10 protein-coding genes are annotated in these 12,011 nt (G+C 71.4%); 6 read left to right on the top strand and 4 right to left on the bottom strand.

Annotated elements, in window-relative coordinates:
- Nucleotides 1–1,969, bottom strand: a 1,969-nt coding sequence (locus F8M74_RS12290; RefSeq protein ID WP_228565790.1) for an N-acetylmuramoyl-L-alanine amidase, incomplete at its 3' end; no start/stop codon positions are given.
- 240 nt (nt 1,970–2,209) lie between these two features.
- On the opposite strand from F8M74_RS12290, the gene mprA reads away from it, so the two are divergent.
- Complete coding sequence (gene mprA / locus F8M74_RS12285; protein WP_141259032.1) at nt 2,210–2,863, top strand: MprA protease, GlyGly-CTERM protein-sorting domain-containing form; 654 nt, start codon at nt 2,210–2,212, stop codon at nt 2,861–2,863.
- A 133-nt stretch (nt 2,864–2,996) separates the two neighbouring features.
- Here mprA and F8M74_RS12280 read toward each other — a convergent pair whose 3' ends face one another.
- Nucleotides 2,997–3,200 carry a hypothetical protein gene (locus F8M74_RS12280; RefSeq protein ID WP_225888821.1) on the bottom strand — a complete coding sequence of 68 codons (204 nt, stop codon included), beginning with the start codon at nt 3,198–3,200 and terminating at the stop codon, nt 2,997–2,999.
- Nucleotides 3,201–3,502: 302 nt separating this feature from the next.
- Here F8M74_RS12280 and F8M74_RS12275 point away from each other — a divergent pair, with 302 nt between their 5' ends.
- The 5 genes from F8M74_RS12275 to F8M74_RS12255 all read left to right on the top strand — a co-directional run bounded on the left by F8M74_RS12275 (nt 3,503) and on the right by F8M74_RS12255 (nt 10,273).
- Nucleotides 3,503–5,098, top strand: coding sequence for an NAD(P)/FAD-dependent oxidoreductase (locus F8M74_RS12275; protein ID WP_141259034.1), 1,596 nt, complete (start codon nt 3,503–3,505; stop codon nt 5,096–5,098).
- 22 nt (nt 5,099–5,120) lie between these two features.
- Nucleotides 5,121–5,489 (top strand): hypothetical protein, encoded by a 369-nt coding sequence (locus F8M74_RS12270; RefSeq protein ID WP_141259035.1) that lies wholly within the window; start codon nt 5,121–5,123, stop codon nt 5,487–5,489.
- A gap of 157 nt (nt 5,490–5,646) precedes the next feature.
- The gene (locus F8M74_RS12265) at nt 5,647–6,786 is read left to right on the top strand and encodes a class I SAM-dependent rRNA methyltransferase (protein ID WP_141255244.1); all 1,140 of its coding nucleotides are present in this window, start codon (nt 5,647–5,649) and stop codon (nt 6,784–6,786) included.
- 47 nt (nt 6,787–6,833) lie between these two features.
- Nucleotides 6,834–8,282, top strand: a complete 1,449-nt coding sequence (locus F8M74_RS12260) for an OB-fold nucleic acid binding domain-containing protein (RefSeq protein ID WP_141255243.1) — start codon at nt 6,834–6,836, stop codon at nt 8,280–8,282.
- Nucleotides 8,283–8,290: 8 nt separating this feature from the next.
- A complete protein-coding gene (locus F8M74_RS12255) occupies nt 8,291–10,273 on the top strand; it encodes an HD domain-containing phosphohydrolase (RefSeq protein ID WP_141255242.1) in 1,983 nt (660 codons plus the stop codon).
- On the opposite strand, the gene F8M74_RS12250 is transcribed toward F8M74_RS12255, so the two are convergent.
- Nucleotides 10,260–11,036 (bottom strand): TatD family hydrolase, encoded by a 777-nt coding sequence (locus tag F8M74_RS12250; RefSeq protein WP_141255241.1) that lies wholly within the window; start codon nt 11,034–11,036, stop codon nt 10,260–10,262. The genes F8M74_RS12255 and F8M74_RS12250 overlap by 14 nt on opposite strands.
- Nucleotides 11,033–12,010 (bottom strand): HEAT repeat domain-containing protein, encoded by a 978-nt coding sequence (locus F8M74_RS12245; protein ID WP_141255240.1) that lies wholly within the window; start codon nt 12,008–12,010, stop codon nt 11,033–11,035. Before F8M74_RS12245 ends, F8M74_RS12250 begins: the two co-directional genes overlap by 4 nt.
- Nucleotide 12,011: the final 1 nt, after the last annotated feature.

Below are 12,011 nucleotides of genomic sequence, written 5' to 3'. Positions count from 1 at the left end.
CTCCCGCCCCACCCCGGCCGGTGAACCAGTCCACCAGCCGGTACGGCGCGCCCACCGTCACCAGGTTCGCCGCCACCGCCGCGCGCGTCGCGCTGTCGAAGGCGGTGCCCGCGTGCGCCAGCGCGGCGCCGTGGCGGCGCACGTAGGTGCCGTCGTTCATCGTCTCCACCAGCAGGCGGACAGGCGCATGGAGGTCATAGGCGTCCAGCGGCTCGGCGCACGCCTGGGATGCATCCAGCCGCTCGAAGCCGTTGACCACCAGCACCGGGGACTCCGCGCCGCCCGGCGTCCGAACGCCCACGGTGACGGACGGGAAGCCCTCTCCGCCCGCGTTGTACGCGGCCACGCGGAAGTAGCGCACGGTGCCCGGCACCAACGTGGTGCGGAAGGACGTGCCCACTGCATCCGTACCGTCGTCCCAGCCCAACCCGTCCGCGCTCTGGTAGACGCGGTAACCCGTGGGCGCGTCGCGGCCCGCCTCATCCGGGTTGGCCGGCGGCGCCGCCCAGCGGAACTCCACCGTGCCGCCGCTGCCGTTGAGCGCGGCCACCGCCTCGGGCGCCTCGGGCGGCAGGACGACAGGCACGCTGTCCCGGGCCGCGTAGTACTTGATGAGTCCCTGAAGGATGGCGCGCGCGGCCACCCGGCGGAACACGGGCTCCTTCAGCCGGTTCGAATCCGTCACGTTGTCGTGGTAGGCGACCTCCAGCAGCACGGACGGCATCTCGTTGTTGTGCGTGGGGTTCACCTCGCCCAGGTTCGCCGAGCGCAGGTTGCGCACGCGCCAGCTCGGGTCCACCTCGCGGCGCATGTCCTGCGCCAGCTCGTCCAGCAGCGCCCGCGCCAGCACGTCACTGCCCGGAAAGCCGGTGAAGTTGAGCGTGCCGTCCACCGGGTTGGGCCCGTACACGTAGGCCTCCGTCCCCGACACGTTGCCCGTGGTGGACGCGTTGGTGTGCCACGCCACGTACACCGCGTCCTCGCCCTCCTCGTGCAGCCACGCGGCGAAGCGCGGACGGGCGGTGACGTCCGCGTTGCGCTCGTTGGTCAGCGCGTTGGCCCCCGTGGGCGCGTACACCGTGAGGGGCGCGCCGCTGAACTGCACGTGATAGCGCGCGGACTCCTCGTAGCGGGGCCGCGCCAGGGGCGCCATCGCCGCGTCACCGATGACGCCGCTGCCACCGCCGAAGCGCACCGCGTCCAGCGACAGCGTGCCGCCCTCCGCGGTGTCGTTCAGCGCCACCACCGCGCCGGAATCCGGGTGCTGCCCCGCCTTGAAATAGAAGCGCCCCAGCAGCACCCACGTCCCGCCGTGACGGCGCTGGTTGACGCGGAAGTGGCTCTCACCGCCCGCGTGCTTCACCACGTAGTGCGCGTCCGGCGCGCGCGTGGGGTCGGCCGAGTAGGAGACGTAGACGTGGTAGCTGCCCTCCGCGGGAATCTCCGGCGTCCACGTCGCGCTCGCGGTGGCGCTGCGCGCGGAGGCCATCACCCGCGTCGTGCCCAGCGAGAAGGGCTCCACCCCGTTGCCCATGGGTTTCGGCGGCGTGCCCCAGCCGGGCTGAGCGGAGGACTCGAAGACGTCGCCGTCCTCCGAATAGCCGGCCTGCCCGTCGTCGACGATGGCCATGTGCCCGTTGAGGTCCGGCTCCCGCAGGGGAACCACGGTGGCGCCGGCGCCCGTCAGCATGGGCAGCAGGTACTGGTTGAGGACCTCGGCGGAGATGAGGTCCTCCACCACGGCCCAGGTGTTCGGCCGCTGCGTGGCCCAGCGGTTCAGCGGCGCACTGCGCGTGAAGCCGTGGCCCGGGCTCAGGTACACCACCTTTCCGGAGAGCGCGCCCGTGCGCTGCCGCGTCTGCGGCACGCCCGCCTTCGTCCCGGAAGCCCCCGTCCGGAGCTCGCGCCGGACGACCGGTGGCTCCGCTGCGGACAGGCGGCGCGTCTCATGCGGACGGGGCCCGGGCATCGGCACGTACTCCACGCCCGGCGGCTCCAGGCCACACGCCCCTTCATCCAGTGCATGGTCGTGCGCGGCGTGGGACTCGGCGCGGGCCAGGGGGGAAGTCAACAACAGCGCGAGAAGTGCGCCACCCAGACGGACACGAAGAGGGTAGGAAGGGGCATTCACAGGGGCGGACCATACCCCTTCACGACGACGGGGCAATCCGTCCCGCGGGTGTTAGCCTCCCCCGCGCTTTCGCCATCGATGAACGCACCTCCCCGGCCACCCACGTCCTTTCCTCCCCGTCACGGTTCGGGGCTGCTCGCCTCGTTCGGTCACGCGTGGGCGGGGCTCATCCACACCGTCATCTACCAGCGCAACATGCGCGTCCACCTCATCGCCGCCGTGCTGGTGGGGCTGGTGGGCAGCGGCATCCCGCTGGGGCTCGCGGAGAAGGTGACGCTCATCTTCTGCGTCCTGCTCATCTTCTTCGCCGAAATCCTCAACAGCGCGCTGGAGCACCTGGTGGACCTGGCCGTCCAGCAGTTCGACGAGAAGGCCCGGCTGGCCAAGGACGCGGCCGCCGCGGGCGTGCTGGTGCTCGCGCTGGGCACGGTGGTCATCTTCGCCGCCATCCTGGTGCACAACTGGGACACGGTGCGCACGAGCACCGACGCCATCATCCGCCAGGTGGCGCTGGGTCTGCCGCTGACCGCCTGCATCCTGGTGCTGGTGCTGCCGCAGCGCCGTCCCGCGTGGGTGGATGTGGCCGCCTTCACCGCGGGCGGCGTGCTGATGGCGCTCCAGGCCACGCAGACGGCCAGCAGCGTCTTCAGCGCCCTCACCGCGGGTCTGCTCTTTGTCGCCGGCGCGGCTGCGTACCAGCGGAGGCGGGAGCAAAGGGCGCCCCGCGCCTGACTCATCAATCAGCCGAAACGAAAAGACCGGCCAAGGCCGGTCCTTTCACCACCTCGCTGCCTCCACACGCGGGCGGGCGCCCCGGAAACCCGTCCGGAGCCCACGCGCCCGCGGGGAGAACCCGCTGAGAACCTCAGGCGTGCGGGCGACGCTCCGGGGCCTGCTCCTGCGCCGCCTGGACGGCTGTCGCCTTCTCGCCTTCCTTGATGTCCGTCGTCACCAGCTCGAGCAGCTCCGTGGCGATGCCAATCACCTGGTGCGGGGTGTAGCCGCTCGCGCGCAGCTGGTTGAAGAACGTGCGCGCCAGGATCCGGGTGCCCTTTTGATCGGTGCTCAAGGTCAGTGCCTCCATAAAGAACGCGGCCGGGAAGGAGCGACGCCGCCTAATCACGATACGGCCCTGTTTCAACCCCCGTGCCAGCCGTACTCTTCCTCACGGATTCCTCAACATTTCCCAAGGGTTGAAGTAGACCAGGGCCCCGAACGGCCCTGGAGGGCAGTGCGAACGCCCTTGCGCAGTCCTCGGCGGTACGGGGGATTGGCGTGGGGGGGTGCATCAGCCGGTTCGCACCCGGATTTCAAGGGCTTGCAATCTTTCAACAGGGCGGCGAGATACGCGCCCCACCAGGAGCGGATGCGATGGCGTATCGGGTGAACAACATCGGGCTGTGGCTGGACGAGCCAGAGGAGCTGCTCGGTCAGCGCGCCGCGGAGAAGTTGGGCGTCACCCGCTCCGACCTCGCGTCCGTGCGGGTGGTGCGCTCCGTGCTGGACGCGCGGAAGAAGGGCAGCCCGCGCTACATCTACACGCTGGAGGTGGAGCTGGCCCAGGGCAAGAAGCCGGCGAAGCTGCCACCGGACGTGGGTGAGACGCCCCCTCCTCCCGAAGCGCTGGGCCCGGTGAAGGCGCCGGAGCAGTGGCCCATCATCATCGGCACGGGCCCCGCGGGGCTCTTCGCCGCGCTGGGCCTGCTGGAGCGCGGCGTTCGCAGCATCCTGCTGGAGCGGGGCCGCGAGGTGGTGTCGCGCCGCAAGGACGTGGCGAAGCTCATGCGCGACGGGACGCTGGACCCCGAAAGCAACATGAACTTCGGCGAGGGCGGCGCGGGCGCGTACACGGACGGCAAGCTGTCCACGCGCATCAACCACCCCATGGTGCGCAAGGTCATCGAGGCCTTCGCCCGCTACGGCGCGCCGGACCACATCCTCATCGAGGGCAAGCCGCACATCGGCTCGGACCTGCTGCCCGGCGCGGTGGCGAAGCTGCGCGAGGAGCTCATCGCCGGCGGCTGCGAGGTCCACTTCAGCACGCGCGTGGACGACCTGCTCTACAAGGACGGCCACATCGCGGGCGTGAAGCTGTCCGACGGACGCACGCTGGAGAGCAACCGCGTCATCCTGGCCCCCGGCAACTCCGCGCGCGAGCTCTACGAGCGCTTCGCGGCCGACGGCCGGGTGATTGTGGAGGCCAAGCCCTTCGCGCTGGGCTTCCGCGCCGAGCACCCGCAGGCGCTCATCAACAGCATCCAGTACGGCAACGCGGCCAAGAATCCGCGCCTGCCCCCGGCGGACTACAAGCTGGCGGAGAACCTGGAGGTGGACGGCGAGGTGCGCGGCGTCTTCTCGTTCTGCATGTGCCCCGGCGGCATCGTGGTGCCCACGCCCACGCAGGACGGGCTCCAGTGCACCAACGGCATGAGCAACTCGCGGCGCAACGCGCGCTACGCCAACTCGGGCATCGTCGTGTCCGTGTCCGTGGCGGACTTCGAGCGCGAAGGCTTCCGCGGGCCGCTGGCGGGCCTGGAGTTCCAGCGCCACTGGGAGAGCAAGGCGTATGAGCTGGGCGGAGGCCGCTTCTACGCGCCGGCCCAGACGATTCCGGACTACCTGGCCGGGCGCGTGAAGAAGGACCCGGGCGGCACCAGCTACCGTCCCGGCCTGGCGCACACGGACCTCAACCAACTCTTCCCGGAGCGGCTCACCGAGTCGCTGAAGCAGGCCCTGCGCACCTTCGAGCGGAAGATGCGCGGCTTCATCAGCGAGGAGGGCAAGCTCATCGGCATCGAGAGCCGCACGTCCTCACCGGTGCGCATCACCCGCGGCGAGGACCTGCAGTCGGTGTCCATGAAGGGCCTCTACCCGGCGGGCGAGGGCTGCGGCTACGCGGGCGGCATCGTGTCGTCCGCCGTTGATGGACTGCGCATCGCTGAGCAGATTGCCACCGAACTGTCCTGACGGACGGCCGGGAGGAGGGCGCATGCGATACGTCGTGCGGACGCCGGAGGGCGAGCTGGTCTACCCCAGCCTGCTGGATGTGGAGCGGGCCTACGTCCAGGGGCTGGTGGACGCGGAGGACGAAGTCCGGGAGGAGACCGCCACCACCTGGCGCAAGGCGGCGAGCATCCCCGTTCTTGCCCAGGCGAAACCCGCGCGCTCGGGGGCATTGCAGCGGGGACAGGTGCTTCGCGTGGCGGCCGTGGTGCTGCTGAGCGCGCTGGCCCTGTCCCTGGTGTTCCGCGACGAATTGCGGCTGCGTGGCATCGGCATCGTCCTGGCGCTGGTGGCCAGCACCCTGCTCTTCCAGGTCACCACCAAGGCCTTCAAGCGCACCCCCAACGGCGGCTGAAGCGACGGGGCGACGGCGCGCGGGCCCGCCCGCCCGGCTGCCCCCCGACGTGGCGCTCCGGGACGGGCAGCCATCCGCAGGCCAGCACCCCATGTTCTCCCCTGGCAGCACGCCCGGGCGCCGGTGCCCTCGGGTCGCCGCGAGAGGAGAACCCATCGTGCTCAGCACCTATCTGTCCCGCGACGCCGCCCGCCGACTGCGCCATGGCGCGCCATGGCTGCGCCGGGAAGACATCGTCTCCATGGAAGGCACGCCACAGCCCGGAGAGCCCGTACAGCTTCGGGACGAGGACGGCTCGGTGCTGGGCCTGGGAGACGTGGATTTAGAGGCGCCCTACGCGGTGCGGCGGCTCGGCCAGCCGGACGAGGCGGTGGAGGGACTCATCCCGCGCCATCTCCGCCACGCCTTCGAGCGGCGGGCCCGGCTGGTGGACGACCCGCGCTTCTGCCGCGTCGTCAACGATGACGGGGACGGCCTGCCCGGCCTCATCGTGGACCGCTACGACACACACTTCGTGGTGCAGACGCTCACCCGTGCCATGGACGCGCGCCATGAGGAGCTGACGCGCGCGCTGGTGGAGGTGGCGGGCGCGGGCGCGGTGCTGCTGCGCAACGACACCTTTCGCCGCAAAGCGCTGGGCCTGCCCACGCAGCGCCCCCATGTCCTGTACGGCACCCCACCCCGCTGGTGCCGGCTCCTGGAGATGGGGGCCCGCTTCACCGTGGACCTCACGTACGGCCAGGGCACGGGCTACGCGTATGACCAGCGCGAGGTCCGCCGCTTCGTTGCCCGCATGGCCCAGGGCTCGCGCGTGCTGGACGCCAGTTGCAACGTGGGAGGGCTCTTCGTCCACGCGGGGGTGCACGGGGCCCGGCACATCCTCGCCTTCGACGCCGACGCGGACGCCGCGGACCTGGCGCGTGAGAACGCGGAGGCCAACGGCCTGCTGGGCCGGGTGATGGTGGAGACGGGCAAGCCCCTCCAGGTCCTCCGTGCGGTGCGAGACACCTTCGACCTGGTCCTGCTGGACACACCGGCCGTGGCGACCGACGAGGAATTCGTGGAGTTGCTGCGTCACGCGCTTCGCAGGACGCGCCACGGTGGCTGGTTGATGGTCACCGGGTACCATCCACCCCTCCCCCAGGAGGGCTTTGACGACCTGGTGGCCACCGCCTGCGAGGGCGAGGCCCGGATCGCCACCCGGCTGTCCCGCCCTGGCCTGCCGCCGGACCACCCGACCCTGGCCGGGTCCCATGGGGCCGAGCACCTCCACGCGATGGCGTTGGAAGTCAGCTGAAGCCGTCCACCCGCGCGGCCGATGGAGTGCTAGTGTCCGCCGCCGCAATGACCAACGAAAACGTGCCCGAGTCCGCGCCCCCCGCCCAGGAAGGTTCCGTGGAGACCGTCCGCAAGGTGTATGCGGCCGACCTGCGGGAGAAGGACCGCGTCCATACCGTCTTCCGCGTCACCAAGAAGGAGAAGGTGACCGCCCGCAGTGGCAAGGTGTTCGTCGCCGCCACGCTCGTCGACAAGAGTGGCGAGGTGGACGCGCGCGTCTTCGACAAGGTCGACGCGCTCGAGCCCGTCTTCCAGCCGGGCGACTTCGTGCTCGTCCAGGGCAACGTCATCCAGTTCCACGGCCGCACCCAGGTCGTCGTCGAGGCCCTGGAGCGCCTGGACCCCGAGCCCCTGGACCCCAAGGAGTTCGAGCCGCCCCCGGCCCCGCCCGCCGCCGAGGCGAAGCCCGCGCCGGAGGCCAAGGCCGCCCCGGAAGCCAAGGCTGAGAAGCCCGAGAAGGCCGACAAGGGCGAGGCCCGCGGCAACGAGGGCCCGGGTGGCGCGCGCGCCGCCGGCCTCATCCGGGAGATGGTCACCGAGCGCATCGGCGACACCTTCGTGAAGCAGCTGCTGCTGGCCTTCCTGGACGACCCGAAGATTGCGGCCGGCCTGCCGGTGGCCCAGGGCGCCCGGGGCACGCACCACGCGTGGCGTGGCGGACTGGCGGAGCACATCCTGTCGGTGATGCGGCTGACGCTCCGCGTGGCGGACCAGTACCCCATGGCGGACCGCGACCTGCTGCTGGCCGGCGCGCTGCTGCAGCAGGTGCTGAAGGCGGCGGACGCCTCCGAGTCCTCCGACGAGGGCCGGCTGGTGGGCAACCTCGTCCTGACGGCGCAGAAGCTGCGCGAGAAGGCGCTGGCCATCCCCGGCTTCCCGCCGCTCCTGGAGCAGCACCTCACGCACCTGGTCATCTCCCAGCACGGCGACACGCAGCACGGCAGCCCGAAGTCACCGGTGACGCTGGAAGCGCAGATCATCCACTCGCTGGAGTCGCTGGACGCGCGCATCGCCTCGTGGCTGGAGGCCATGCAGCGCGACTCGCACGACAAGTGGACGGACGTGGTGCGCCCCTACGAGCGCCAGCTGTGGAAGGGCCCCTCGCCCACTTCGCGGGGCCGCGCCCCGGTGGAGGGGGGGGGCCGCCGCAAGGGCCGCGAGGAGAAGCGCAAGGCCCGGGCGGAGAAGCCGCAGCAGCCGGGCACCCCGGCCGAGGGCGCCCCGCAGCAGGAGCAGGCCCAGCGCCCGCCCCGCAAGGAGCGTCCGCCCCGCGAGGAGCGCGCGCGTGAAGAGCGTCCGCGTGAGGAGCGTCCGCCCCGTCCGCCCCGCGAGGAGCGTCCGCCGCGTGACGCGAGCTCGCTGCCCAAGGAGCTGACCTTCAAGCCGTTCAGCGCGCTGACGTCGTTACCGTCCGATTCCGGCAACAAGGGCGGTGAGGGTTCCTCGGAGAGCTGAGGCAGCACATGGTGAAGAGGTTGGGAGAGCGCCTCATCGAGGCGGGACTCGTCAACGCCGGGGCCGTGGAACAGGCCCTGGAGCACCAGAAAATCACCGGCCACAAGGTCGGTGATTGTCTGGTGGAGCTGGGACTGCTCCAGGAAGCGGCGCTGCTGCGCTTCCTGGCGGCGGAGTTCCAGACGCGCTTCGTCAGCGCGGACAAGCTGGCGAAGGCGCGCATCGCCACCGAGGTGCTGGACCGGCTTCCGGTGCGCCTGGCCGAGGCGCAGAACGTGCTGCCGCTGGCGGTGGACCCGGAGCGCAAGCTGCTCTCCGTGGTCGCCGCCGAGCCGCAGAACAAGTCGCTGATGGACGAGATTGCCCTCGTCACGGGCATGTCGGAGGTCTACGCGTACGTGGGCCTGCGCAGCGCCATCTCCGCCGCCATCCGCAAGCACTACTACGGCGATCCCACCGCCTTCGCCGCGCTGCTGGAAGGCGCCAACGCCCAGGGCCAGGCCCCGGCCGCGCCGTCCCGCACGGGCGCCCCGGAGCACGGACGCACCTACGCGGGCAGCGGCACCGGGACGGGCGCGGGCAACCGTGGCGGACTCAGCCTCAACTTCCGCGTGGAGACGGACGCGCGGATGCGGCTGCAACGCGGCAGCAGCACCGGCACCCCCGCGGTCCGCCCGTCCACCCAGCGGCGCGAGCCCGGCGGGCCGCGCGGGCTGGTGAGCGACAGCGACTACGTGGAGACGCTGGGCATCATGGTCGGCCTGCTGGAGCAGGACCGCCAGCGCCACCGCGGGCACTCCGCGCAGTTGGCGCGACAGGCCGGCATCGTGGGCCAGCGCATGGGCATGCCCCACAAGGAACTGGCCGCGCTGGCCATCGCCGCCTACCTGCACGACCTGGGCAAGCCGGCGGAGCGGCACTTCTCGCTGGCGAGCAACGCCGTCAACCCGGAGTGGAAGGCGCAGGCGAAGCAGGCCTGCCGCATCCCCACCCGCATGTTCGAGACGGTGCACCTGCCCGCGCAGACGAACACCATCCTCGCGCAGATGTACGAAGCCTGGGACGGCTCCGGCACGCCCCAGGGCGCCAAGGGCGAGGACATCACCCTGGGCGCGCGCATCCTCGCCGCGGTGGACAGCTTCCTGGAGCTGACGAAGAACCCGGGCAATGCCCTGGGCCGCGTGCTGCCCAAGGAGCAGGCCCTGGAGCACCTGCGCAAGTACGCGGGCGTGCTCTATGACCCGGTGGTGGCGGACATCGTCATCCAGCTCCAGAGTGGTGAGCTGCTGCGCCACCGGCTGGAGAGCGAAGGCCGCCAGGTGCTCGTGGTGGAGCCGGACGAGACGGCTCGCGGCGAGCTGCTGGAGGCGGTGCTGAAACAGGGCCTGGTGGCGCACGCGCTGTCCACCGTCGAGGGCGCGCAGGACGGACTGGCGCGGCAGGACTGCGACGTGCTGGTGGTGAGCCTGCGGCTGGGACTGCAGGACGTGATGGACCTGCTGGCGCAGGCCCGCTCGGCGCCGGAGACGGCGGGTCTGCCCATCGCGGTGGTGGGCGAGCCCGACAATGCCACGCGGGAGCGCCTGCTCATGGCGGGTGCCACGGACGTGCTGTCGCCCGCGGACAAGCCCGCCATCGCGAAGACGGTGCAGGCCCTCTACGACGACCGGGTCCAGCACAACGGCCCAGGGCGCGTGGTACGCGGCAGCTTCGACGAGCTCCCCCCGCGCGAGCTGTTGCGCACGCTGGGCGGAGGCCACAAGAGCGGCCGGCTCAACCTGCGCCAGCACACGCTGGAGGGCTACCTGCACCTGGAGCGGGGCCGCGTCGTCTTCGCGTCCTTCGGTGGTCACTCAGGAGAGCCCGCGCTACAGGCGCTGCTGAAGCTGAAGCAGGCGGACTTTCAGTACGACCCGGACGCGTTGCTGCTGGACGTGCCGCAGATGGACCAGGACCTCGCGGCCCTGGCCGGCGGCCTCAACGCAGGTTGAGGTTGAAGAGGGCGGCGGCGTTGGCGGTGGTGACCGCGGCCACCTCCTCCAGCGTCACGCCCTTGAGCTCGGCGACCTTCTTCGCCGTCTCCACCACGTGCGAGGGCTGGTTCTTCCGCCCCCGGTGCGGCACCGGCGCCAGGTACGGGCTGTCCGTCTCCACCATCAGCCTGTCCAACGGCGCGAAGCGCACCGCGTCCTGGAGCGCCTCCGTCTTCTTGTAGGTGATGACGCCCGACAGCGACAGCAGGAAGCCCCGGTCCAGGTAGCGCCGCGCCGCGTCCGTGTCGCCGGTGAAGCAGTGAATGACGCCCTTCGCTACGCCCGTCTCGCCGAGGATGGCGTCACAGTCGTCATGCGCGTCGCGCACGTGCACCACCAGCGGCTTGCCCAGCCGGAGCGCCAGCGCGCACTGCCGCCGGAACACCTCCGCCTGCGCCTCGCGCGGTGAGTGGTCGTAGTAGTAGTCCAGGCCCGCCTCCCCCACCGCCCGGACCTCGGGACGTGCGCAGGTGCGCTCCAGCGTGGCCAGGTCCTCCTCGGTGGCCCGAGCGGCCTCGTGCGGGTGGATGCCCAACGTGGGCGACAGGAACTCCGGGTGCGCCGCCGCCACCTCCAGCGCGTTGCCCCAGTTGCCCGGGCCGTGGAACTGCCCCACCACGACGGCATGGACCAACCCCGCCGCGCGAGCCGCGTCGAGCACGGCCATGACGTCCGGGTAGTCCTTCACCTCGAGGTGACAGTGGGCGTCGACGAATTTCATGGCTCCTCCTGCAACAGCTCTTCCAGCTCGGCGCGGGCCTCTGGTGAGGGAAAGGTACTCACCGCGTTGCGAACGACCTCACGCGCCTCCGCCCCGCCCAGGCGCCACAGCCCGTCAGCGGCGTCCAATCGGCTGTCCTCGGAGGCCTGCGCGTCCTGGAGCAGCCCGACCAGCCAGGGCAGCGCCCGCGCATCCCCCAGCCGGCCCAGGCCTCTCGCGGCTGCGCCCCGGCAGGGGTCCTTCACGTCGTCCAGGACTTCCTTCAACCGCTCCAGCGCGCCGGGCACCTTCACCTCGCCGCAGAGCTCCACGGCCAGGGCCCGGTCCGGGCTCCACCGCTTCTTCGCCGTCCGCTGGATGAGGTACGTCGAGCCGTCCGAATCGCCCAGCTTCGCCAGCACCCCGGCGGCCTGCGTCTTGTCGAAGGCGGGCAGGAGCCACCGGCCGAACAGCTTCTTCACATGGGGCAGCGCGCGCGCGTCCCCCAGCTCCGCCAGCGCTCCCAGGGCCCGGAAGCGCAGCAGGTCCGCGTCCAGCGCCTCCAGCAACACCTCCAGCCCCGCTGCGTGATGGAGGCTGGCGATGCCGCGTGCCGCTTCGAAGCGGACCTCGAAGGTGCCGTCCTCCAGCATGGAGGCCAGCGCCCCACGCAGCTCCGGCCGGGCCAGATCCGCCAACCGGCCGGTGGCCTCCAGGCGAATCTGCCACTCCTCGTCCCGAAGCCGGGCGATGAGCAGGTCCGGCAGCTCCGCCGGAGGCACCACCACGGAGGCCAGGCTCACCCCCGCGCGGCGCACCTCCACCTGCTTATCCGCCAGCAGCCGGGGGAGCGCCTCGAGGAACTCGGCGGCGTGCTCGGGGACCTCCGACGCGAGGTGATAGAGCCGGAGCGCGGCTTCCGTCCTGAACGCCGGGCGATTCTCGCGCTCCAGCGTCAGGAGGGCCCGGTCCCGATCGGCACGCCAGTCCGTCACC

The organism is Myxococcus sp. CA023 (assembly GCF_010998615.1).
In the GTDB taxonomy this organism is placed as follows: Bacteria; Myxococcota; Myxococcia; order Myxococcales; family Myxococcaceae; genus Myxococcus.
The sequence above is the reverse complement of the archived record's forward strand: the minus strand, read 5'-3'. Positions and strand labels throughout refer to the sequence as shown.

Excerpts from the sequence above, each read along its gene's own strand:
- mprA (WP_141259032.1), top strand. The coding sequence starts at position 2,210 with ATGAACGCACCTCCCCGGCCACCCACGTCCTTTCCTCCCCGTCACGGT.
- F8M74_RS12275 (WP_141259034.1), top strand. The coding sequence starts at position 3,503 with ATGGCGTATCGGGTGAACAACATCGGGCTGTGGCTGGACGAGCCAGAG.
- F8M74_RS12270 (WP_141259035.1), top strand. The coding sequence starts at position 5,121 with ATGCGATACGTCGTGCGGACGCCGGAGGGCGAGCTGGTCTACCCCAGC.
- F8M74_RS12260 (WP_141255243.1), top strand. The coding sequence starts at position 6,834 with ATGACCAACGAAAACGTGCCCGAGTCCGCGCCCCCCGCCCAGGAAGGT.
- F8M74_RS12255 (WP_141255242.1), top strand. The coding sequence starts at position 8,291 with ATGGTGAAGAGGTTGGGAGAGCGCCTCATCGAGGCGGGACTCGTCAAC.
- F8M74_RS12250 (WP_141255241.1), bottom strand. The coding sequence starts at position 11,036 with ATGAAATTCGTCGACGCCCACTGTCACCTCGAGGTGAAGGACTACCCG.